Origin of the sequence: Pseudomonas sp. Irchel s3b6 (genome assembly GCF_900187415.1) — a bacterium.
In the GTDB taxonomy this organism is placed as follows: Bacteria; Pseudomonadota; Gammaproteobacteria; order Pseudomonadales; family Pseudomonadaceae; genus Aquipseudomonas.
In genome coordinates, this window is sequence record NZ_FYDM01000002.1 from 98,743 (window position 1) to 122,732 (window position 23,990).

At 60.2% G+C, this 23,990-nt stretch carries 19 protein-coding genes and 1 pseudogene; 5 read left to right on the top strand and 15 right to left on the bottom strand.

Features of this window, described 5'->3' with window-relative positions:
- Positions 1-67 precede the first annotated feature (67 nt).
- The 4 genes from CKW07_RS03940 to CKW07_RS03955 form a co-directional block, all read right to left on the bottom strand.
- Entirely contained in the window at positions 68-2,524 is a 2,457-nt protein-coding gene (locus CKW07_RS03940) for a TonB-dependent receptor (protein WP_095143694.1), read from the bottom strand.
- 97 nt (positions 2,525-2,621) lie between these two features.
- Entirely contained in the window at positions 2,622-3,605 is a 984-nt protein-coding gene (locus CKW07_RS03945) for a FecR family protein (RefSeq protein WP_095143695.1), read from the bottom strand.
- Positions 3,606-3,645: 40 nt separating this feature from the next.
- Entirely contained in the window at positions 3,646-4,146 is a 501-nt protein-coding gene (locus CKW07_RS03950) for a sigma-70 family RNA polymerase sigma factor (protein WP_095143696.1), read from the bottom strand.
- 121 nt (positions 4,147-4,267) lie between these two features.
- Complete coding sequence (locus tag CKW07_RS03955; RefSeq protein ID WP_095143697.1) at positions 4,268-5,413, bottom strand: MFS transporter; 1,146 nt, start codon at positions 5,411-5,413, stop codon at positions 4,268-4,270.
- A gap of 98 nt (positions 5,414-5,511) precedes the next feature.
- Here CKW07_RS03955 and CKW07_RS03960 point away from each other — a divergent pair, with 98 nt between their 5' ends.
- The 4 genes and pseudogenes from CKW07_RS03960 to CKW07_RS03975 all read left to right on the top strand — a co-directional run.
- On the top strand, positions 5,512-6,276 hold the full coding sequence (locus CKW07_RS03960) for a helix-turn-helix transcriptional regulator (RefSeq protein ID WP_095143698.1): 765 nt from the start codon (positions 5,512-5,514) through the stop codon (positions 6,274-6,276).
- 207 nt (positions 6,277-6,483) lie between these two features.
- Positions 6,484-6,873, top strand: a complete 390-nt coding sequence (locus tag CKW07_RS03965; protein WP_095143699.1) for a VOC family protein — start codon at positions 6,484-6,486, stop codon at positions 6,871-6,873.
- A gap of 27 nt (positions 6,874-6,900) precedes the next feature.
- On the top strand, positions 6,901-7,287 hold the full coding sequence (locus CKW07_RS03970; RefSeq protein ID WP_095143700.1) for a GFA family protein: 387 nt from the start codon (positions 6,901-6,903) through the stop codon (positions 7,285-7,287).
- A gap of 30 nt (positions 7,288-7,317) precedes the next feature.
- Positions 7,318-7,863 (top strand): annotated as a pseudogene (locus CKW07_RS03975) (efflux RND transporter periplasmic adaptor subunit); the annotation flags it as partial.
- 137 nt (positions 7,864-8,000) lie between these two features.
- Here CKW07_RS03975 and CKW07_RS03980 read toward each other — a convergent pair.
- From CKW07_RS03980 to CKW07_RS04000, 5 genes are all read right to left on the bottom strand, one after another.
- The gene (locus CKW07_RS03980; RefSeq protein WP_095143701.1) at positions 8,001-8,441 is read right to left on the bottom strand and encodes a carboxymuconolactone decarboxylase family protein; all 441 of its coding nucleotides are present in this window, start codon (positions 8,439-8,441) and stop codon (positions 8,001-8,003) included.
- A gap of 185 nt (positions 8,442-8,626) precedes the next feature.
- Positions 8,627-10,069, bottom strand: a complete 1,443-nt coding sequence (locus CKW07_RS03985) for a mechanosensitive ion channel family protein (protein ID WP_095143702.1) — start codon at positions 10,067-10,069, stop codon at positions 8,627-8,629.
- A gap of 190 nt (positions 10,070-10,259) precedes the next feature.
- Positions 10,260-10,886, bottom strand: coding sequence for an isochorismate family cysteine hydrolase YcaC (gene ycaC, locus CKW07_RS03990; protein WP_095143703.1), 627 nt, complete (start codon positions 10,884-10,886; stop codon positions 10,260-10,262).
- Between the two features lie 56 nt (positions 10,887-10,942).
- Positions 10,943-11,626, bottom strand: a complete 684-nt coding sequence (locus tag CKW07_RS03995) for an isochorismatase family protein (protein WP_095143704.1) — start codon at positions 11,624-11,626, stop codon at positions 10,943-10,945.
- 93 nt (positions 11,627-11,719) lie between these two features.
- A complete protein-coding gene (locus CKW07_RS04000) occupies positions 11,720-12,586 on the bottom strand; it encodes a pirin family protein (protein ID WP_095143705.1) in 867 nt (288 codons plus the stop codon).
- Positions 12,587-12,692: 106 nt separating this feature from the next.
- Between CKW07_RS04000 and CKW07_RS04005 the strand changes: the two genes are divergently transcribed.
- Complete coding sequence (locus CKW07_RS04005; RefSeq protein WP_095143706.1) at positions 12,693-13,601, top strand: LysR substrate-binding domain-containing protein; 909 nt, start codon at positions 12,693-12,695, stop codon at positions 13,599-13,601.
- A gap of 66 nt (positions 13,602-13,667) precedes the next feature.
- Here CKW07_RS04005 and CKW07_RS04010 read toward each other — a convergent pair whose 3' ends face one another.
- The 6 genes from CKW07_RS04010 to CKW07_RS04035 all read right to left on the bottom strand — a co-directional run bounded on the left by CKW07_RS04010 (position 13,668) and on the right by CKW07_RS04035 (position 23,876).
- Positions 13,668-16,904, bottom strand: coding sequence for a transporter substrate-binding domain-containing protein (locus CKW07_RS04010; RefSeq protein WP_095143707.1), 3,237 nt, complete (start codon positions 16,902-16,904; stop codon positions 13,668-13,670).
- Positions 16,905-16,910: 6 nt separating this feature from the next.
- Complete coding sequence (locus CKW07_RS04015; protein WP_095143708.1) at positions 16,911-17,558, bottom strand: response regulator transcription factor; 648 nt, start codon at positions 17,556-17,558, stop codon at positions 16,911-16,913.
- A 146-nt stretch (positions 17,559-17,704) separates the two neighbouring features.
- A complete protein-coding gene (locus tag CKW07_RS04020; protein WP_095143709.1) occupies positions 17,705-18,139 on the bottom strand; it encodes a chemotaxis protein CheY in 435 nt (144 codons plus the stop codon).
- 126 nt (positions 18,140-18,265) lie between these two features.
- Positions 18,266-19,468, bottom strand: coding sequence for an EAL domain-containing protein (locus tag CKW07_RS04025; protein ID WP_095143710.1), 1,203 nt, complete (start codon positions 19,466-19,468; stop codon positions 18,266-18,268).
- A 145-nt stretch (positions 19,469-19,613) separates the two neighbouring features.
- On the bottom strand, positions 19,614-23,249 hold the full coding sequence (locus tag CKW07_RS04030) for a transporter substrate-binding domain-containing protein (protein WP_095143711.1): 3,636 nt from the start codon (positions 23,247-23,249) through the stop codon (positions 19,614-19,616).
- On the bottom strand, positions 23,250-23,876 hold the full coding sequence (locus CKW07_RS04035; protein WP_095143712.1) for a response regulator transcription factor: 627 nt from the start codon (positions 23,874-23,876) through the stop codon (positions 23,250-23,252). It abuts the gene before it with no gap.
- Positions 23,877-23,990: the final 114 nt, after the last annotated feature.

Consider the following 23,990-nt stretch of genomic DNA (forward strand, 5'->3'; position numbering starts at 1 on the left):
TTGGGCCTGCCATGCAGCCCGGCGGGGTGTACCCCCGCTTGACTGAACAGCATGACCGCAGGGCCTGTCAGAAGCCGACGCTGGCCTGCACGAAGAACGTGCGCGGGGCGCCGACGTAGATCCCTGAGTTGTTGTCGCTGGAACGGGTGAAGTACTGCTTGTCGAAGATGTTCTTGACCCCGGCACCGAGCTTGAGGTTCGACAATTGCGCGCCGAAGTCATAACCGGCACGTGCATTCCAGAGCACATAACCCGGGATGTCGCCGTACTGACCATCGGCCGTGCCTTCGGTGATGTAGTCGCCGTTGAAGCTGCCATCGGCATTGATCCCGGTGCCCGGTGAATGCTGCTTGGACTGGGCGAACGCATCGAGGTTATAGGTCCAGCGGTTGATGTCGTAGCGCAGGCCGGCCGTGGCGACCTGGCGGGAGTAGAACGGCAGGTCTTGTCCCTTGAACCCTGGAATATCGCCTTCGTACACCGCGCGGGTGTAGGTGAAGCCGGCATTGGCGGTCAGGCCATCAAGCCGTGGATCAAGCGCGGCCATGTTGTAGTGCACCGACGCTTCCACTCCACGGTGCGTGGTGGCACCCATGTTGGTCCAACCCACATCGTTGCTGATGTATTGCAGTTCATCGTCGAAGTCGATGTAGAACAACGTCACTTCACCGCCCCACGCGTCATCGTTGTAGCGGGTACCGATTTCGTAGGTCTTGGCCTTTTCCGGGTTCAGCCCGCTAGCGGTCTGGTCACCCGAGCCGCCCTGCCCCAGTTGGAAGTACTGCAAGGCGCCAAAGGAGGTTTCGTAGTTGGCAAACAGCTTCCAGGCATCGGACATGTGGTACATCACGCTCAGGGCCGGCAACGGCTCGTGACTGTCGATGCTGCGGCGCTTTTCCTGGACCGGTTTGCCCGACGTATCGAGGACCGGGCGGTCATGCCATTCGGTGCTGATGTCCTCGAAGCGGATGCCCGGCGTGAGGGTCCAGTTACCGACATCGATCTTGTTGTCCACATAGAACGCATTGGCCTCGGTGCCACCGGTGCGGTCCTGATACACATGACCGTCCGAGCTCGGGGTCTGCACCGGCTGGTTGTTCACCAGCGCCACGCGACTGGCCTGCTCGTGCATGCCTTCCTTCAGGTAGCGGTAACCCACACTGACTTCCTGGGTCGTGGGGCCGGCGTCGAACACATGAGAAACCCGCGGCTCGATGCCGAAGGTGTAGTAGGTGCGCGGATAGGAGCTGAGGGTCTTCTGATCACGCGCGGCAATGGTGCTGCCACGGTAGCTGTCGGAGTAGTAAGTCAGCACCTCGGCCTGGGTGCGCTCGTCGATCTCGCGGATCCACTTGAAGGACACATCCTTGCGCCGGCCACTGAATTTGTCATAGTCGCGCACCGACTGGAACGGGTCTTCATCGTACTGTTTTTGGGTCAGGCCGCCGGGCATGTCGGCCTCGGCATCGTAATAGTGGAAGTTCAGCGAGAAGTCGTCGAAGTCGGTCGGTGCCCAGTGCGTCTTGAGGATCACGTCATCGATGTCGTTGTCGTTGTTGCTCTCACGGTAGCCATTGCCGTTGACCCCCGAATACAACAGCGCCATGCCGATACCGTTGTCGGCGGTGCCGCCCAGAAACGCCGTGTCGATATGCTTCCAGCCACCGTACTGGGAGGTTTCCAGGGTCGTGCCGATTTCACCCGTGGCTTTTTCCGGGATCGCCCGGGTCACGAAGTTGATCACCCCGCCAACGTTCTGCGGTCCGTAACGCACGGAGCCGGCCCCTCGCACCACATCAATGCTGTCCAGGTTGCCGGAAGAAATCGGTGCCATGGACAGTTGCGGCTGGCCGTACGGCGCAAACGCGGCCGGTACGCCATCAATCAGTACGGTGGAACGCGGTGACAGGCGCGAGGTCAGGCCACGCACGCCAACATTCAGGGAAATGTCGCTGCCACCGGTGCCGTTGGCGTCCTGCACCTGTACACCAGGCACGCGTTTGAGCACATCGCCGACGTTCATCGCGCCCTGCTCTACCATGGCCTCGCGACGGATCACCGTACGCGCGCCCGGGTGGTTCTGCACCACGGCGGCATCGGCATCGCCGAGCCAGTCCCCCACCACTTTGATGTCGGTCACCCCCAACTCCAGCGGACCATCGGTTACGCCCGTCGCGGATGACGCGGCAGGACTCAAGGTCACCGAACCTTCATCGATCCGGTAGTCCAGGCCGCTACCCTGCAACAGCTGACGCAGGGCTTGCTCCGGCGACAGGTTGCCGTCCACCGCGGGCGCCTGTTTTCCGGCCACCAGTTCCGGGTTGAAAAATACCTGCAGGGACGTCTGCTGCCCCAGCTGCGTCAAGGCCTCGCCCAACGGTTGCGCCTGAATGTGGATGTCGCCGGCGGCCTGCTCGGCGTACGCCGAAGGCATGGCGGCGTTGACGGCCAGGGCAAGGGCCAGTGGCAGCCAACGGGAGGAACACGTGGCGGATTTGTTGTTTTTAGCGCGGGTATTTTTCACGTCGAACGTTGTCCTGTTGATCGCAAAGAAGTGCGTCTGTTAATGCAAACCAGTTGCAGTTGGACAAGAAGACGAAGAACTCGAAAAAAACCTGAATCTATCGCGCAATTATTTCCTGGCTGCCGTCATCGAGCGTGCGGATGGCCACTGGTAGGATGCTCGGCAGGGCCTTGAGCAAGGCCTCTGTGTTGTCGGACTTGAACACGCTGGTCAGGCGCAGATTGCCCACCGTCGCGTCGCTCACCCTCAGCGGCGTGTCCCGATAGCGCGACACTTCCTCGGCCACTTCGCTGAGGCTGGCATCGTTGAACACCAGCTTGCCGCTGCGCCACGCCGTCAGGGCCTGGGTATCGACCGCCCGGGCCTGGGCGACCTGCCCGCTGGCATCAATCCGAGTCCCCAGACCGGCAGTGAGGTTGACGAATTCGTTGTCGGGCGCCTCGCGGCCCTGCACCCTGACCGTGCCCTGCTCGACCGCCACCCGGGTTTCAGTGTTGTCGCGGCGCACATCAAAGCGCGTGCCGGTGACCGTGACCTTGCCGGCACCCGCCTCGACCACAAAGGGTCGATGGCTGTCGTGTTCGACACTGAACATGGCCTCGCCCTGGATCAGTTCGATCCCACGACGGTTGTTTTCAAAATGCACCTGGACCCGACTGCGGCTGTTCAAATCCATCAGCGAGCCATCCGGCAAGCTCACCTGGCGGCGCTCGCCGGAGGCCGTGGAAAACTCCGCGGTGTAGCGACCCGGCTGATTCAGGCCACTGAACAGGCCAATGCCAACCGCCAGTGCCAGCACACTGGCGGCCACGGCATAACGCACCAGCGGGCGGCGTTTGGTCCGCATGGGCGGGGCCTCGCACAATGCTTGCAACCGTGCCTTGGGCAGCAGGTCAGCGACGCTCCACAGGGTTTGCAGCAACTGGAGTTCGTCGCGGTGTTGAGGGTGCTCATCCAGCCAGGCGTCGAAGCGGTGCTGATCATTATCGCCAAGCGGTGCATCTTGCAAGCGCGTGAACCACAGCGCCGCCTCGTCGCGAACCGTCGTTCGCCCGCACGCGCAATCACGAGTATCCATCATGGAAGGTCCTGTCTGGCTGTGGCTGGAACAAGGCGGCCGATCATTGGGCGGCACCGTCCAGGCGGTCACGTAAATGCCGCAGGGTGCGGATCATATACTTTTCCACCATGTTTTTAGACAGGCCCAGGCGTTCGGCGATTTCGGCCTGGGTCAGCCCCTCGAGCTTCTGCCAGACGAACACCTTGCGACAGTTGGCAGGCAGTTCTGTGAGCGCCCGCTCGATGGAGTCAGCCAGCTGGATCGCGTGCATGTAATGCTCCGGGTCATCTACCGACGACACACTGAGATCGACCGCCTCGGACTCCATGGCACCTCGCCGATCCTCACGCCGATAACCGTCCACCGCGATATTGCGAGCGGTCTGATGCAAATAGGCCCGCGGCTGCTGTACCGCCACCGAGTCGGATTCAAGCACCCGCACGAAGGTGTCGTGGGCCAGGTCCTCGGCTTGCTGGCGATTTCTCAACCGGCGCGTCCAGGTTCCGACCAACTCTTCGTAATGCTCGAAAAATCCGCTTGTGCGGGGCAGCTTGGGGGTCATCACGGCGTGCTGTGGTGGCGAGAGCGCGAATAGTAATGCTTCCTATTAAGGCCGGCAATTCATTCCTCGGAGCTTTGACCAATTGCCGCTTCATCCCCCCACGGACCAGTAAAAACAGGTGCTATCGGTCGTAGATCAGGCCAAGCGGTTGGGCCTGCCAGCTCAACAGTACCGCCACCCCAGCGCAGACCAGCAACGTGCCGCCCAGGTTTTGACTCCAGCCCGCGAGCATCAGGCCACTGCCTATCAAAATGTAATACATCAAGCCAAACAAGGCGCCGGCAGTCCCCAAACGATCGCGATAAGCCGCCAGTGCTGAACCCAGGATATTGGGGATCGCTATGCCAAACGCCATAACCACCAACAGCATCGGCGCGAGGAACCAGACACTGGCGTGCAGTCCTTGTACCCCTATCGCCCCCAGCAACGCCGCAACCCCAGCCAGCGCGATCAGGTGTGGTCCCTTTACAGAGCGTTTGAGCAACTGCGTGTTCAACACCGCCCCCAGTCCCGATCCAAGGGCAAGAATCACTCCGCTATAGCCAAACAGTTCCGGACTCAGTCCCAAGCGTTGAAACTCGAAGGGCGCGAGGCTGTAGTAGCTGAAAATCGCAATGTTGAATACCGCCACCAACAATGCTGAACGCCAGATCGCGATGTCCTTGAGCATCAGCCACAAGGTCGCGAACAGGGGGGGTGCGCAACGGCGCTCAGGTCGCGTCTCGGGTAAAGTCCAGGCACACCAGGCGACCAGGGCCAATGCCAACATCAAAAGACAAACCTGCACACCTCGATAACCAAATTCGCTAACCAGCGTCATACCGGCAAAGAGACCCAGCGCCGGACTGATTGCCAGGGCCATGCCGACCAGGGAGAACACGCGTGCCAACGCCGCCCCCTCGAAAAGATCCCGCAACACTGTTTGTGTCCCCACCGAACCAACCGCAGCACCGAAGGCTGCCAGCGCTTGCACCGCCAGCAGAACACTGAAGGTGCTGGCCCCCAGAGCCATGACCGAGGCGACGACATACACTGCCAGGCCCGCGAGCATCGTGGGTCGTCGACCGATCTGGTCACAGGCTCGCCCCCACACCACCACGCCGGCGGCGAATGCCAGAAAGTACACTGATAGAAGCTGGGCGGCGACGGCAGGCGTCACCCGAAATACTTGTCCGATATCGGTTAACGCCGGACTGTAGAGGGTTTGTGCGACCTGCCCAAACATCAACAGGGCAATGGCCAGGCGTAGCAGGTTACTGGTGTTCATGAGGGCTCACTCACCTAAAAGAAGGGTGGTGATTTTAAAGAACTGTTATTGACGTATTATCTTGATCAAGACAACAAACCACTAGAATCGGACAATGTATGGCATGGCTTGAAGCTCAGGCGTCTTTCGACCCGGACGTATATGCCGCCGAGGTCATTGGCATTGCAGCCTGCCTGGGCAACCATGACTCAGGCCTGCATGAGCACGAGCGCGGGCAGTTGCTGTTCACCCGCCAGGGTTGCACCCGAATCACCCTGGCCGGACAGTTGTGCCTGTTGCCCCCATCGCGCGCGGCATGGATCCCGCCAAGGGTTAGCCATCGCGCAGTCATGCAACAAAGCGTCGACTACCGATCCGTTTACCTGACACCGCAACTGTCTGCATCGTTACCCCGTAAGGTCTGCGTGATCGAGGTCAGCCCGTTGCTGCAGGCGGTGCTGGAACCGATTGCCATGGCCCCGTTCGACACCGACTGGCAACAGGGCAAGTTCATGCATCTGCTGGAATTGTGTCTGGGTGAAATCCGTGAGGCCAGCCTCCAGCCTATGCTATTGCCCCTGCCTCGGGATCATCGTTTGGCGCCCTTGCTGACCACGCTCGAAGACCTGCCGCCACAGCTAGACGTATTGGCCACGAGAGTTGGTGCCAGTAGCAAAACCATTGGACGGATATTCCAGCGGGAAACAGGCATGGGTTATCAGCAATGGCGCCAGCAGTGGCGTCTGATGCGCGCCATCGAACTGCTCGCCACCGGTCGCAACATCAGCTACAGCGCTTTCGAGTTGGGGTTTGCCAGCGACAGCGCGTTCATTGCTTTTTTCAAAGCCATGACCGGCACGACACCTGGCGTCTATTTCCGATAACGGGACAGTCGCAAGCGTAGGTGTTGCCGATTACGGGAGTTGCACACTAGAACGGCAAATGGCGGCAGCGACCTGCACTCTTTCACCCGGAGCAGCTACGCCGTCGCCAACCTGCTGCCGCGCTACGGCATCAGCAAGAACCTCGCAGGCCCGCGAAGCAACGTGCTAGATTCGCGCTTCAATCGGCACGACAAGGAGTGTTCACTGATGAAGTTCGGCTACCTGATCATCTACGTCCCCGACGTTAGCGCGTCGCTCGATTTTTTCTCCGCAGCCTTCGGGTTCGCCGTGCGCTTTGTCCATGAGTCGGGCACCTATGGCGAACTGGAAACCGGTGAGACCGCCCTGGCCTTCGCCGCCGATGAACTGGCCGCCATGAATTTCAGTACCGGCCACGTATCAGCCCACGCCAGCGCCAAACCACTGGGCATGGAAGTCGCCCTGGTCACCGACGACGTTCACGCGGCTCACGCCAGAGCGCTGGCCGCCGGCGCCAGTGAAATCGCCGAGCCTGCCAGCAAACCCTGGGGCCAGATCGTTTCCTACGTGCGCTGCCCGGACGGAACACTGGTGGAAGTCTGTTCACCGATCGCCTGACGAACACCCCAGCCACGGAGACTGGCAATGAGCGAGACGACTTATAACGGCCGCTGTCTGTGCGGCTGGATTCGCTATGCGGCCCAGGGCCCGGCCGAAAATCCCCATACCTGCTCCTGCCGCCACTGCCAGCAGCACACGGGCGCACCGACGGCTGCGTGGGTTGAATTTCCCCGCGACAATGTCACCTGGACCGGGACCGGCGGCCTGCCAGCCACCTTCAGGTCATCGAACTATTCCAGCCGCGCGTTCTGTCCTCGGTGCGGAAGTTCGATCGGCGCCATCGATGACGCGCCCACCATCGCCCTGTTGCTCGGTGGTTTCGATCACGTTGAAGACCCGGCATTCACACCGACGCATCACGCCTTTGCGGACGGCCAACCCGACTGGTGGAAAATCGTCGACCCGCAGTAACCATCAAGACACCGATCACCTGCCCACCGGCAACTGACGAGCGCCCGGGCGCAGGCCGAGTTACTCGCGACCCAGCGGCAACTGGATGTCATCGCCACCCAGAAACAACAGTCCAGGGCTGCACTGGTACAGGCGCGTGCCGAACGTGATCTGGCGCAGTTGAACCTTGACTGCACCGAACTGCGCGCACCGGTGGACGGTGTGATCGGCAATCGCCGGGCACGGGGCGGCGCCTACGCCCAGGCGGGCGCGCAACTGCTCTCGGTGGTACCGGCCAGCGGACTGTGGGTGGATGCCAACTTCAAGGAGGATCAACTGGCGCATATGGTGCCCGGCCAACGGGTCAGCATTCACGCCGACGTGCTCGTCGGACAGCAATTCCATGGCCGACTCGACAGCCTGGCTCCGGCCACCGGTTCGCAGTTCAGTGTGCTGCCGCCGGAAAACGCCACCGGCAACTTCACCAAGATCGTGCAGCGGGTGCCGGTACGCATCCTGCTGGACCCCGCTGACGGCGTGCTCGGTCATCTACGTCCAGGCTTGTCGGTAACCGCCTCGGTGAACTGTGGCTGCTGACTTACCGTGAAGCCCAGACGCAGACTTACGGCGACGCCTTCCTGATGATCATGGTCTGCTTCATCGTGGCGACGCTGATGGTGCCCCTGATGCGCAAGGTGCAACAACCGGCGGCCCCTTCAGCAGACGCTCACTGATCAGGCCTGGGGCATTTTGCGAAAGCCCACGGCCAGGCGGTTCCAGGCATTGATGGTGGTGATCGCGACGGTCAGGTCGACCATTTCCCTGGCATCGAACTCGGCGCTCAGTTGTTCGTAGTCTTCATCCGGGGCATGGGTCTGACTCAACAGGGTCAAGGACTCTGTCCAGGCCAGGGCCGCGCGTTCTCGGGGGGTGAAAAACGGCGTCTCACGCCATACCGACACAGCGTACAAGCGACGCTCGGTCTCCCCGGACTTGCGCGCATCGGCGGTGTGCATGTCAACGCAAAAGGCGCAGCCGTTGACTTGTGAGGCTCGCAGTTTGACCAATTCGATCAGGGACTTTTCCAGCGGCAGTTTCGAGACCGCCCCTTCCAGGGTGATCATGGCTTTGAGGGCCTCCGGAGAAGCGGTGTAGAAGTCGATACGAGGTTGCATGGTCTGCTCCATAACAAGTGGTTGAGGCATACAGTAGCCCCGCCCGGGCCGACGACAAATGACCAATAGTTGCGAAGTTGAGGAAGCCAATTCGGCGCTTGCCGATTGATCCGTTTTCCGGACCTGGGGAAAGAACAGGCGCCCTCACCACAGGGTTCGTGTGATCCCGTAGCGCCTGCCACGCGCTAGCGGCGGCTACGCAGCCACTGCAAGAAGCCCTTTTTCACCGCAACCGCCGGCACTTCGCGGGTCAAGGTCTGCGCCGTTTGCTGGCGGAAGTCGAGCAAGGCCTTCATCGCCTCATTGATGTCGTGGCGAGCGTCGAGACAGGGTTTGAGGTACTCCTTCTCGATGCGGTACAGGGTGCAGTAGGTCTTGGCGTAGAAGTCCGCCGGCACCGAGTCGTCGGACAGAATCCCGGCTTCGCCAATCACCTCCCCCGGCCCCATGCGCCCGGCTTCGAACTTGTTGCCCGCCCGGCTCAGGGTCACCGAGACCACGCCCGATTCGATGATGAGCAAATGATCGCTGACCTGGCCCGCGGGCAAGATCATCTCGCCCGCGCGGAAGGTGATCAGCTCCATGTTCTGGCTGAAGGTGTCCTTTTCATCCTGATGCAGGGTCGAGAAAATGGTCGAGCTTTCCAGCAACGCTCGTGGCCGCGACAGGTTCACCGGGGCATCGCCCTCGGCCGTCGACAACAGGCGGACGCCCGACGCCTGTAAATGGCGGAACGCCAAGTCGAACAACGCATTGCGCGCTTCACGTTTTTGCGCCATCGAACTGACAAAACCACTGATCTCGTACTCCACGCCGCTGCTGCTGGCGCTTTTCAAGGCGACGCTCGGCGCTGGCTGGCCGAGCAATGGCCGGCACCCCTGCATTGCCCGCTCCAGCGCCTCGATCACGGTTTGCGGCCGCGCATGGGGACTCAACTGCAAGCTGACGCCAATGCCGAAAATATCACTGGGCCGGCTGAAGTTGATGATCTTGGCCTTGGCCGCCAGCGAGTTGGGAATCACCGCCATGCTGCCCTGGGCGGTTTGCAGGCGCGTGGCGCGCCAGTCGATGTCGATGACCCGGCCTTCGGTGCCGTCGATGGAAATCCAGTCATCGAGTTGATAGGGTTTGGTGGTGTTGAGCACGATGCCGGAAAACACGTCACTGAGGGTGCTTTGCAAGGCCAGGCCGACGATGATTGCTACCGCACCGGACGTCGCCAGCACGCCCTTGACCGGCAGATCGAGGACATAGGCCAACGCGGCAATGATCGCGATCAGGAAAATCACAGCCCCCAGCAGGTCCTGCAACAGCCGGCCGGTGTGCCCTACCCGCGGCATCATCACCGCACCGATCAGCACGGTCAGGGTGCGCGCCGCGAACAGCCACCAGGCGATCTGCAAACCGGTCGCCGCCAGGTGCAGCGGCACGTTCTCCGGCCAGGGCGCCGCCTGCATCGGGTTCAACCCCTCATTGAACAGCACGGCGCTGAACAACGAGAACATCAGCAGCCGCACCAACAGCTTCCATTGACTGCCGCTGCTGCTGATCACGCGCCACAGCAACAGGTCGAACAGCATCAGCGCCAAGGCGGCGTACAGGGGATGGTCGGTGAGCAGTGACAGCATCAAGCAACTCCAGCGAAGGCCGATGAACGGAAGATCGCACACATTGGCAACAGTGTAGGAGCAATTGTTTTTGCGGGATAAACGCCGCCTGCAAAACACTGGAAAACCAATGCGGGAGCGGGCTTGCCCAGCCCGCTCCCGCAGTTGATGGGTGGTGTGCACAGAGGCTGTGTACACCACCGGACCCGGCTTACTTGCCGGCGGTCAAGGTGTTGTAGCTGGTGATCAGGTTGCGGTAGTCCGGAATGTGGTTGGAGAACAAGGTCCCCAAGCCTTCGATGTCGTTGCGCCAGTCGCGGTGCAGCTCACAGGCCAAGCCGAACCAGGTCATCAGTTGGGCGCCGGAGGACGACATGCGATCCCAGGCCGACTGACGAGTCAGTTCGTTGAAGGTACCGGAAGCATCCGTGACCACGAACACCTCAAACCCTTCGGCCAGGGCCGAGAGTGCCGGGAAGGCCACGCACACTTCAGTCACCACACCGGCAATGATCAGTTGCTTCTTGCCGGTGGCCTTGATGGCCTTGACGAAGTCTTCGTTGTCCCAGGCATTGATCTGGCCAGGGCGAGCGATGTACGGCGCCTCGGGGAACATTGCCTTGAGCTCGGGTACCAGCGGGCCGTTGGGGCCGGTTTCAAAGCTGGTGGTCAGGATAGTCGGCAGTTTGAAGTACTTGGCCAGGTCGGCCAGCGCCAGCACGTTGTTCTTGAAACGATCCGGTTCGATGTCGCGTACCAGCGACAGCAGGCCCGCCTGATGATCAACCAACAGAACGGCGGCGTTATCCTTGTCCAGACGCTTGTAAGAAGTAGTCATTGCAGTAGTCCTCGCGTGTTATCGATGCCGAGTGAATGTCGGCGTGGGGTACCCGGTTAGCGCTGGGAGTCCAGCACTTCGTGTTCGTTCGCCACTTGTTGAGCCTTGAGATAGCTCTCGATCAGCAATTGATAATGCGGCATGGCCTGGGCGTAGACAGCAGCCCACTGCTCGGCATCTGGACGGTTCCAGGAGCCTTGCAGCTCAGATAGCGTAGCCATGATGTCGATCGGCACCACCCCGGCTTGTGCCAAACGGGCAATGGTCAGATCAGTGGCCAGTTTCGAGTGGTTACCGGAGGCGTCGACCACCGCAAACACCTTGTAGCCCTCATGCACCGCCGCAATCGACGGGAACGCCAGGCAAACGCTGGTCAAGGTGCCCGCAATGACCAGGGTTTTCTTGCCGGTGGCTTCGACCGCCGCGCGGAATTCAGGATTGTCCCAGGCGTTGATTTCACCTTTACGCGCCACGTATCGGGCGTGCGGTGCTTCCTGGTGAATCTCTGGAATCAGCGGCCCGTTCGGACCCTGAGGTACCGAGGCAGTGGTGATCACCGGCATCTTCAACAAGGTCGCGGCCTTGGCCAGGGCAATGGCGTTGGCGCGCAATTGCGGCACGTCCATGTCCTTGACGATCTGGAACAGGCCGCTCTGGTGGTCGATCAACAGCAGCGCGCTGTCGTTGGGGTCGATGGTCGGTTTCAGGCCGTTGAAGTTGGCCGCGTTGTGGGTGCTCATGTGCGTTTCCTCTTTCGTTTAGGCAACAGCCATCCCTGGCCTGGGAACCGGCCTACGCATCCTGTGTAGAGCGGGTGATTGAACCGATACGGCTTAACCGTGCATCCGGCCGAACCGACCGGATTGAAAATCGGCAAAAGCCTGGTGAATCTCCTGCTCGGTGTTCATCACGAACGGGCCGTGACCGACGATCGGCTCGTCGATCGGCTCACCGCTGAGCAGCAGGACCACAGCATCGTTGTTCGCTTCCAGGCTCAACTGGTCGCCATGGCGTTCGAACAGCGCCAGTTGTCCTTCGCGCACCAGCTCCAGGCCATTGACCTGAACCGTGCCGCGCAGTACCACCAGGGCGGTGTTGCGACCTTCGTGCAGGTCCAGGTTGAGCACCTTGCCGGCATTGAGGCGGATGTCCCAGACATCGATCGGGGTGAAGGTGCGCGCCGGCCCCTTGTGACCGTCGAGTTCACCGGCAATCAGACGCAGGCTACCGGCCTTGTTCTCCAGGGCGATGCTCGGGATATCGCCATCGAGGAGGGTCTGGTAGCCGGCCTCGGCCATTTTGTCCTTGGCGGGCAGGTTGACCCACAGCTGGACCATTTCCAGGGTGCCGCCCGTCTTGGCGAATGCCTCGGAGTGGTACTCCTCGTGCAGGATCCCGGACGCCGCGGTCATCCATTGCACATCGCCAGGGCCGATCTTGCCGCCGCTACCCGTGGAGTCCCGGTGCTCCAGTTCGCCCTTGTAGACGATGGTTACGGTTTCAAACCCGCGGTGCGGATGCTGACCCACGCCGCGTCGTGCGGTGGTCGGGGTGAATTCAGCGGGGCCGGCATGGTCGAGCAACAGGAACGGGCTGATGTGTTTGCCCAAGCTGTCGTAGGAAAACAGCGTGCGGACCGGAAAACCGTCGCCCACCCAGTGCGCCCTTGGGCTGGTGTAGATACCGATGATGTTTTTCATGGTGCCTCCGAATGTGGGGTGAGTCAGAACATGGACAAAGCTTAAATCCGACACCTTTGATCCGGTAGACTGCAAAAATCACCCTTAGCGTTCTATTTGGAGAACGATAGTGGAAGACCTGAACACCCTGTACTACTTCACCCAAGTGGTCGAACACGGCGGTTTCGCCGCGGCAGGACGGGCGCTGGACATGCCCAAATCGAAACTCAGCCGACGCATTGCCCAGCTCGAAGAACGCCTCGGGGTGCGTTTGATCCACCGTACCAGCCGGCATTGTTCGCTCACTGAAATCGGTCAGGCCTACTACCAGCGCTGCCTGGCGATGCGTGTGGAAGCCGAAAGCGCCGCCGAACTGATTGAACGCAATCGCTCCGAACCCCAGGGACTGGTGCGCATCAGTTGCCCGACGGCGCTGCTCAACTCCTGGGTCGGGCCGATGCTGACGCGCTACATGCTCAAGTACCCGTTGGTGGAGCTGTTCATCGAGAGTACCAACCGCCGCGTGGACTTGATCCACGAAGGCTTCGACATTGCTCTGCGGGTGCGTTTTCCGCCGCTGGAAAACACCGACCTAGTGATGAAAGTACTGGGTAACAGCACCCAAAGCCTGGTGGGCGCCCCGGCTTTTGTCGAACGCTTGTCGACCCCCGCCTCACCTGCGGACCTGAGCGGATTGCCGAGCCTGCATTGGGGCGCCGCGCAACGGGAGTACCAATGGGAGCTGTTCGGCCCGGACGCCGCCAGCGCAGTGATCCGCCATCATCCAAGGTTGGTGACCGACGACCTGATTGCCTTGCGCACCGCCGTACTGGCGGGGTTGGGCGTCGCCCACCTGCCGGCCGTGGTGGTGCGTGACGATCTTGCTGCGGGGCGTCTGGTGGAACTGGTGCCGGGCTGGGCGCCCAAGTGCGGGATCGTCCACGCCATCTTCCCTTCGCGCCGTGGCCTGCTACCGTCGGTGCGCACGCTGATCGATTTTCTGGGTGCGGAGTTCAGCCAGAGCGATATTGCTTAAGGGCAGTTGCAAGTTGTAAGCCGTAAGCTGCAAGAAGCTTATAGCGCGTAGCTGGCCACTGAGCGTCTAGCGCTTGAGATACCGATCCAGCCGCTGCATGGCGTCGTGCAACCCTTGCACGGCCTGGTTCAGGGAGTGGCTGTCGTGCTCGCGGCACGCGGTCTCCAGTTGTTCGCACCAAAGGATCAGGCGCTGTGCCTTGATCATTCGCGCACCACCCTTGATCCGATGGGCCAGATCCCGCAAACCGATGCGATCACTGTCGGCATGAAGCGCCTGTAGACGCACCCTGTCCTCGGCATTGCTGGCCGTCAGGTCGGCCAGCAGATGATCGATCAGGTGGCGATCATCCCCGGCCAGTTGCTCAAGGCCACCTAAGTCGAACTCGACGCCGGGATCCGCGGGTGTTTCGACCGACACCGATGCATTCGCCAACACCGGAGCCCCTGTCAGTCCGGCATTCAGGTCCTTGAGGTTGATGGGTTTGAACAGGCAATCGTCCATCCCGGCTTCCCGGCAGCGGATCTTTTCTTCGTGCTGGGCGTTGGCGGTGAAGCCGAGGATCAGGCAAGGTTTCAATCCGTGGATTCGCTCCTCCTCACGGATCGCCCTCGCCAGTTCATAGCCGCTGAGAGCCGGCATGTTGCAATCGGTGATGACCACGTCGTACACATGCTCACGCCAAAAACCCAGCCCCTCCTCCCCGTCTCTGGCGTCCTGTACCCGATGCCCCAGGTGGCTCAATTGCTGTGCCAGCAACAGGCGGTTGGCCGCGTAGTCATCCACCACCAGTACCTGCAACGAACGCCCTGGTCCGAGCGCAGCACCCGGTGCTGGCGGTACCTCGGTCAACGGTTGCAAGACTGCTACATCAAGCTGGACCTCGACCCGGGTACCGCTCCCCAGCACACTGTTGAGCTGCAGACTCCCTCCCATCATCTCGCACAGCGAGCGACTGATGACCAGGCCGAGCCCCGAGCCACTGCGTCCGTCCTGAGGGCTATTGGCCGCCTGTACAAAAGGGCTGAACAAGCGCTGCTGGTCGGCATTGCTGATACCTATCCCGGTGTCTTCGATCAGCAGCCTGACGGCCACGTGTCCCGGCACCGTACCGGGCTCAACCTGCAACGTCATGCGAATGTGTCCGGCACGAGTGAATTTGATGGCATTGCTCAGCAGATTGGAGACGATCTGTTTGAAGCGCATCGGGTCGATCAGCACGTCGCGCTGGCTGCGAGCGTCCAGTTCAACCAACCACTGCAGGTTCTTTTCCCGCACCAGGCCTTCGAACACCTTGCTCACCGACTCGACCAATCCCCCCAGGTTGGCCCGTTCCGGGGCGAGGGACAAATGCCCGGACTCTATCCGCGAGATGTCCAGAATATCGCCGATCAACTCCAGCAGTTGTTGTGCCGCACTGGACGCGACTTCAATCGCGAAACGGTCGGTCACCCCCTGTTGCGCCCGGGTCATCGCCAATTCCAGCATGCCGATCAGCGCATTCATGGGGGTGCGAATTTCATGGCTCATGGTGGCCAGAAACGTGGTCTTGGCACGGTTGGCATCGTCAGCGGCATCCTTGGCCTGCTGAACCTGTTGCAGCAGTTGCTGGCGTTTGCGAATCTGATTGCGCTGGTATGCGATCCAGGCCAACGCGAGTAACAACAGCAGGCCTGCCGCGGCGAACCCCTGAATGATGGTGGTGCGGTGGCGTGACCAGTAGCTGCCGTCGACAGGCACTTCGTTACGCCAGCGACTGGCCAGTTCGTCCAGTTCCTGCGGGGAAATGCTCAACAGGGCCTTGTTCAGGATGGAGTAGAGCTCACGCTCGCCACGGTTGGTCGCAAAACCGATGTGCGTCAGTTCAGTGCCTACGGTACTGGCGACCTGCAGGGTGTCACGGTACTGTCGGGCAATGATGTAACGCGCACTGATCAACGAAGGCATCGCAGCATCGGCCTCCTTGTTCGCCACCATGGTCATGGCCTGGGCAGGACTGTCGACTTCGATGAAACGCACATCCCGCGCATGGGCGCTAATGAGTTCGCGCAACGCATTGCGTCCGACCACCGCCACGCGTTTACCCGCCAAATCATCCAGGGTCACCGGGGCCTTGTTGCCAATGGCACAGACCAGCACAAAGGGGTTGATCAGATACGGTCGGGTGAAGCGGATCTCGGCCTGGCGCTCAATGCTTGGGGTGAGCACGGCCATCAGGTCGATCTCGCCACGCTTCAACTGGTCAATCTGCTGGTTCAGCGACTCGCCGCGTATCGCTTCGAAACGCAAACCCGTACGCAGGCTGATCCGGTTCAGTACCTCGGCGCTGAGCCCAGTGAACCGGGCGTTTTCGTCCTCGAACGACAAAGGCGCAAAGTCGCGCATGAAGCCGACTTTGATCCGAGGATGCTGATCCAGCCAGCGCTGCTCGCGGGAGCTCAGTTGCACCCGCTGGGTGTTGCTGAAACTGCTGCCGGAGCTCCAGCGGCGCAGAATGGTCGTGCGCTCCTGCTCTGGAATCGCCGCCAGCGCAGCATCGATGATGCCCCGCAAGCGGAGGTTGTCGGCACTGACGGCAAAGCCGAACGGGTTGACCTCCATCCGGGCGAACTGCGTCAGCTGCACATTGCTCAGGTAGTTGTTATTGATCAGGTAGTTGGCACTGATGGAGTCGCCCAGGTAAGCATCCGCACCACCAAAGGCCACAGCCCCCATGGCGCTCAAGGTCGAGCGATACAGCTCAAGCCGGACATCGGGGTAAGCTGCCTTGACGGTGTCCGGCCGCACGTAGTGATCCAGCATCGCCACCCGCAGGTTGCCCAGATCAGGTGACAAACGCGCACTGTCGCCCACCCGCGTGACCAGGATGGGCGCGTCCTCGGCATAGGCACGTGACATCAACAATTGCGAATCGGCGGCTTCGAATCCGTTGGCCGCCCCCAACAGATCAATCTCCCCCTGCTTTAACGCATCAATCACTGCCTCGCGAGAGTCATAACGCGCCACTTCCACCTTGATATGCAGCAATTGGGCGATCAGCCCGGCAAAGTCAGCGGTGATACCCTCAAAGTACTGATCATTGATGGTGTTTTCGAAGGGTGGGTAGTCTGGTGCCGAGGCGCCGAGGTGCAAGCGACCTTTCTCCCTCAGCCAGCGCCAATCCGCTTCATCCAGGTTGACCCGGTAGCCCTCGACACTCGATCGCCCCTGCAGCCGCAGGGGTTCCGGCGTGGAACCAAGGCAGCTCAGCGCCCAACACAGGCTGACCCCTGTCAACACGACCCGCCAGGCGCGCGTGCTCACGGGGATTCAGAGCAGATGGTTGCGTTGGGCGAAATCCCGCAGATGAACCAGGGACTTCACGTTGAGCTTTTCGATCAAGCGGGTTTTGTAGGTGCTGACGGTTTTGTGGCTCAGGTGCATGCGCTCGGCAATTTCCTTGTTGCTGGAGCCACGTGCCAGGTGCTGGAAAATGGTCAACTCGCGGTCGGAGAGCCTGTCGATCATTTTCTGCTCATCCATCTGTAGCAGGCTCTGGTTCACCGAGCTGGTGTCCAGTCGAGGGAAGTAGGTGTAGCCAGACATCAACGCCTTGACGGCTTTACACAGCTCATCGAGGTCGTTGGATTTTTCGACAAACCCCATGGCCCCACCCCGCATGCAACGCTCGACATAGAACCTGGGCTCATGGGAGGTGAAGACCACAATGCGCGAGGGCAAGCGCTCGCGCTGCAGACGAGCAAGAAACTCCAGTCCGCTGAGCCCGGGCATCTGCAGGTCCAGCACCACCAGGCTGGGCGAATGCTCGCGAATCGCTAGCAGGGCATCAATGGCAGTGGATGACTGCGCGATAGTCTGGAACAGCGGCCTGTTATTAGCGTCCTTGAGTGCCCCAAGCACCATTTTCAGAGCCGCCCGAACAACCGGATGATCGTCTGCGATCAACAGTGAACTCATGGCAACTCCTGTAAATGTATCGCCCACGGCAAAATCATGGGCCGAATAGAAACGGCCGCGCAATGACTATTGCACGGGAATAGCGGACCGACTACCTGTCAGATATGACAGTTCAGACGAACGGTACTACGTCACCTGGAGATTTTTCAGGCGCGCAGACCACCCTGATGCCAGGGATGAGGACGTTCGGAAAGGGGGATGGGCAGATCCACGCGGCTCATCAGGCTCTCGAGGGTTTCCTGATCCGGAACCCGGTCCTGACTGATCCGCACGTTACCCGGCTGCGCGACAAACAACGCTGGCAACCCGGCCTGCTGGGCATCGTAAATCAGCGCATGACGAATCTGCTGGTTGTCCTGACAGAATGCCAGGGGATCCAGTCCGGTGCCTGTCGTCAGGGAGGCATTGATGATCACCAGGTCAAAGGGTTCACACCCGTACTCAACGACACTGAGCAACTCGTCGAGTGAATGCACGGGAGCAATTCGGTAGTAACCGAGCTGATTCAGGCGGCGCTCGACTTTCATCCGATGAAAATGCTGCTCATCGGCAATCAGTATACGTAAGGCTTTATTCGGCATAGTTGATCAACTCTGCAATAACAATGCGGCCAGTCTGCACTTAGCCATTTCAAGAGCCTGTGAGACTAAGGACAACAGCGCAGGGTTTATGTAGGACTATTCTGAAAGAAACAGTTCCATTTCCATTTAACTTTTTTTCTGCGGGACCGATGACATTTGCAGCCAGCGCAGTAAGTCAGGGCCGCTCATGGGCCGGGCAAACAGATAACCCTGCCCCTGGCGGCAGTTCAATGCCAGCAGTTGCTGGCGCTGTGCTTCGGTTTCAATGCCTTCGATCACCACCGACATGCCCAATGCCTCGCCCAGCGCCAGGGTGCTGCCGATCACTGCGCGGCAACGTGGCTCGTCGTCCAGTGTGCGGACGAACTCACCGTCCAGCTTGATTTCGTTGAACGGCAACTGGCACAGGCGCTGCAACGATGAAAAGCCGGCACCGAAGTCATCGATGGACAAGCGACTGCCCATCATGCGCAGGCGTACCAGGCTTTCAAGACTGGTGGCCGGAGCCTCCAGCAAGCCACTCTCGGTCAGTTCGAACGTCAGGCAACTGCCGGGGGTATCGTGCAACGCAAGAATACCCCTGATGGTAGAAACCAGCTCGGGGTTGGCCAACTGCATGGCGTGCAGGTTGAAGGCGACATTGAGCGTGGAGCCTTGCTCACGCATTAGCCGCAGCAAGGTCAGGACCTGGTCCATTTGCGTAAACAGCAACTCATCCAGCAGCCCAAAGCGCTCCAGCACCGGCATGAACACGGCCGGCGACAGGATCCCGCGAAAAGGATGGAGCCAGCGGGCCAGCACTTCCACGCCGCAGACTTCGCCGGTCAGCAGATTGAACTTGGGCTGGTAGAACGGCTGCAATTGCCCTTCCCGCAAGGCACTGCGCACCTCGCTTTCACTGGCAGGCTCAGGCACGGGCAGTGCAATCACGTCATCACGAGGCCCCGCAAGGTGTTTTTCCAGCAACAGTCCCAGCGCTTGTGCGTACAAGGGTTTACCGACATCCCCCAGCAGCCTGAGCCCCGACAGCGAAACAATCTGGCGGACGGCACGACGCACATCGGCTGACAACGAACTGCTGATGATGATCGACCCGACCAGCCCCGAGCGTCCTGCGCGCTGAAAGAACTCCAGGCCGTCCATGCCGTCCATACACAGGTCGCACAGGGCAATGTCGACCGCGCCGACCGTTTGCAGCAGGGCCAGCGCCTGAGCCCCGTCACTGGCCTGGAACACTTCCTCGCACCCCATCTGCTGGAGCGTCTTGACCGCCACAGCTCGCACAAAGGCATGATCTTCAAGCACCAGCACCCTGATCGGCAGTATCATTTTGGCGGCCCGCGTCGTAGAAAGATGACGCAATTATCCCGGCATGCCAGCCAAACTGATTTAGGAAACGTCCTAAAGCTTGTAGGAATTTTCCCAGAGCTGCCGATTACTGGAACAATTGACCCCACGCTCCCTTGACACCCTCTCAGCCAGCCCGTTGCTCAAGTGTATCGGCCAGCCGCTCCATGGCCTGTTGCAACGCATCCACCGCCGCCGTCAGTTGCTCGCCACCTCCCTCTTCGCAGGCGCTCTCCAGGCGTTCGCAACAGTGGATCAGCCCTTGGGCCTTGATGATCCGTGCGCCCCCTTTTACCCGATGAGCCAGGTCAGCAAGCCCCAAAACATCATGGTGGGTGAACAGACTGAGGAGCCGCGATATGTCTTCTTCATTGCTGCTGGCCAGATCCCCCAACAGGCTTTTGATCAACGCCTCATCGCCGCGCGTCAGCTGCTCGAGGTTGGTCAGGTCGATGGCGTCTGCCGGCGTGCGACGCTCTTCTTTGGTTGGGACCGGGACGGTGTCCGGCGCAACGCATGCCAGGAAGGCGCTCAAATCGCGCAGGCTGATGGGCTTGAACAGACAACCATCCATGCCGGCTTCGCGACAGCGTTGTTTCTCTTGCGGTTGTGCGTTGGCGGTAAACCCCAGAATCAGCCCCGGCGTAATTCCCCGCGCGCGTTCTTCGCTGCGAATCGCCCGCGCCAGCTCATAGCCGTTCATGACAGGCATATTGCAGTCGGTGATGACCACATCGAAATGCTGGCCGCGCCAGGCCCGTAGGCCGTGGGCACCATCCTGCGCCTCCTTGACCCGGTGCCCCAGGTAAGTCAGCTGCTGCGACACCAGCAGGCGATTGGCCGGGTAGTCATCGATGACCAGGATATTCAGCATCTGACCCTGTGGGGGGAGCTGGCTCATGGGTTGAACGCTTCGGACCAGGGGTTCCAGGATGGGCAACTCCAGCGTCACTTCAATTTGTGTGCCCTGGCCCAACACACTGGACAGTTCCAGCGTCCCACCCATCATGTCGCACAAGGTGCGACTGATCATCAGCCCCAGGCCACAGCCACTGCGGGCCGATTGAATGTTGTTACTGGCCTGGCTGAATGGATTGAACAGCCGTTGCTGATCTGCTTCGCATATCCCGCTGCCCGAGTCCTCGACACGCACAACTACCTGCAGGCGTTGCGCATCGCCAACCGGTTGGCCCCTCACACTCAGGCGCACCTGACCCTCTGCCGTGAATTTGATGGCGTTGCTCAACAGGTTGGACACGACTTGTTTGAAACGCAGCGGGTCAATCAACACATCCTGGTTGGCGATGGCATCCACCTCCAGGTGCAAGTGCAGCTGTTTCTGTCGGGCTAGCCCGTCGAAAATCCTTGCCGCCGACTCCACCAGTGAACGCAGGTTGGCACGTTCAGGTGCCAGCGACAGATGGCCCGATTCGATGCGGGAGATGTCCAGAATATCGCCGATCAGCTCCAGCAGTCCCCGCGCCGCCCCCGACGCCACCTCGATGGCGAAACGATCCATGACCCCTTGATCGGCTTTTTTCATGGCCAGCTCAAGCATGCCGATCACCGCATTCATGGGCGTGCGGATTTCGTGGCTCATGGTGGCCAGGAACGTGGTCTTGGCACGGTTGGCCTCGTCGGCTTCATCCTTGGCTTCACGCAATTGTTCCAGTAGCTGCTGGCGCTCGCTGACGTCGATCCAGCCGCCGATCATGCCGCTGACCCGACCGTCGCTGCCGCGATACGGCAACATCCAGTGATAAATCGTGCGCACGTCGTGTTCAGACAAGGTCAATTGGCGGTCCCGCACGCGCGGCAGCCCCTCCTCCATCACCTGCAGGTACTCTTCGTGAAAAGCCTTGGCTTCGACCACGCTCTTGAGCTGGCCGCAAATCACCGTTTGGCCGATCACCGCGTCGCGCTCAACCCCGAACACTTCCAGATAACCATGATTGCAGGCCATCATGCGCCCTTGCCGGTCCCGCACATAGATCGGATGAGGCGTGCCATCGATCAGTACACGCATGAATTCCAGTTGATCGTTGAGTGCACGCTCGGCCTGCTCGCGCTTGCGTATCAATACACGCAGGTAGCCAATCCAGCCCAATGCAACCAGCAACAGCAACCCGGCAATCGCAAAACCCTGGATGATCGTCGATCGGTAGCGCAACCAATAGCTGTCTTCGATCACCGCTTCACTGCGCCAGCGATTGGTCAGTTCGTCCATCTCCTCCGGCGGAATGCTGAACATCGCCTTGTCCAGAATCGAGAACAGCTCTGGCGAGTCGCGGGCCGTGGCAAAGGCCATATGGGCCGACGAAGTGCCCACAGTGCTGGTGATCTGCAACTGATCGCGAAATTGCCGGGAAATCATGTAGCGCGCACTGATCAGAGAACTGACCGCCGCATCAGCCTCACCACTGGCTACCATGTTCATGGCTATCTGGGCATTATCCGCGACCAACAAGCGAATGCCGGGATAGCGCTCGGCAACCATGTCTTTGATCGCACTACCGCGGGTCAGTACCAGTCGCCGACCGGTCATTTCATCCAGAGTGGGCGGGGCGTCGGCAATGATTCGGCTCACCAGTACGTACGGTGTGTTCAGGTAAGGACGAGTGAAACGCAACGTGTGTTCACGTTCGATACTGGGGGTCAGGGAGACCAGCAAGTCCGCTTGCTTCGATTCGATCCGGTCGATGAGCTCGGGCACGGAAGAGCCTTGCTGAACATCGAACTTCAAGCCGGTGCGTAGCGTCAACCTGGCCAGCACATCGGCCGCAACCCCTCGGAACTCGCCTTCACGAGTAAAGAATGAAAAAGGCACAAAGCTGCCATCCACGGCCACGCGCACCCGGGGATGGGCGTTCAGCCAACGCTGTTCGCTGGCGGTGAACTGCACCCGATTTTTTCCTGAGAGGCTGGCGCCACCGGCGTTCCAGCGGCGCAGGATATTCAGCCGCTCCTCCGTGGGGATGGCTGCCAGCGCTGCATTGATGATTCGCAGCAAGCGTTGATCATCGCGCCGCAAGGCAAAGGAAAAATCGTTGGCTTCCATGCGCGAGAAATCAACCAACTGGACGTTGTTCAGGTAGTTTTTGAGAATCAGGTAATTCGCACCGATGGCATCACCGATGTACACATCCGCCTGGCCAAACGCGACTGCACCGATGGCGCTCAGGGTCGATGGGTACAGTTGCAGCCGAGCCTTGGGATAGAAGGCCTGCACCTGCGTCGGGGGCAGGTAGTAATAGACCATCGCCAGGCGTTTGCCCGCCAGATCCTGCGTGACGTCCTGAGTGTCGTCAGTGCGACTGACCAGCGTTGGCTGGTCATCGGCATAGGCACTGGACAGTACCAGTTGCGGATCTTCGGCCTCGAAATTGTTGGAGGTCCCGAGAAAGTCGATCTGCTGCGTTTTCAGCGCCTTGATCACGTCTTCACGGGAGCTGTAGCGCTGCACCTTGATGTCAACCTGCAGTAACTGGCCGAGCAACTGCGCATAGTCAGCGCTCAGGCCTTCGTAGTCATTGCCATTGTTGGTAATACCGAACGGTGGGTACTCCGGGGCCGATGCACCCAGCACCAGCGTTCCTTTGCTGCGCAACCAGAGCCAGTCGCTGTCATCGAGCACAACGTGATAACCGTCGACACTGGAACGGCCCACCAGGTTGTAGGTCTGCGGTCCGGCCTGCAACAGGCTGGTCCACAGCGACAAGAGCACAAGTACGGCAACCGGAAGACACTTTCTAAGGGAAGGCATCTAGATCAGGTTGTTACGTTTGGCGAAGTCGGCCAGGTAGACCACCGACTTGACGTTGAGCTTCTCGATCAATCGGGTTTTGTAGGTGCTGATGGTCTTGTTGCTCAGCAGCATGGCGTCCCCGATCTGCTTGTTGCTCAGACCGTTCGACAGCTGCTGCAGAATGGTCAGTTCCCGGTCGGTCAGACTCTGGATCAACTCAAGATCGGTGGCCTGGATATCGCTGCGACGGACCGAACTGCAGGGCAGGTTCGGGAAAAAGCTGTAGCCATCCATGATCGCCGAAATGGCCCTGCGCAGTTCGTCCGCATCCTCGGTCTTGGAGATATAGCCTGCGGCGCCCGCCTTCATGCAGCGCATGGCAAAAAACTGCGGCGACTGTGACGTCAGCACGAGAATCTTGCCAGACAGGCGCAATGCGCTGATCCGGCTGATGACTTCCAGACCGTCCAGTTTGGGCATGGCGATGTCGAGGATTATCAGATCCGGAGCATGCTCGCGAGCCAGTTGCACGGCATCGGCACCATTATCCGCCTCGGCGACCACGTCGAAATGCACTTGCTCCAACAGCATCCTGACCGAAGAACGAATGAACGGATGATCGTCCACAACCATCGCTTTATACATACAAACCTCTGTAAAACTGGCCGGATCAGACCAAAGGGAAACGTTCCCGGCTGAAAAACCACCCATCATGCATGATCTCGAAGGACCTTCCTAAGTGCAGTGTAGGAAGTTTCG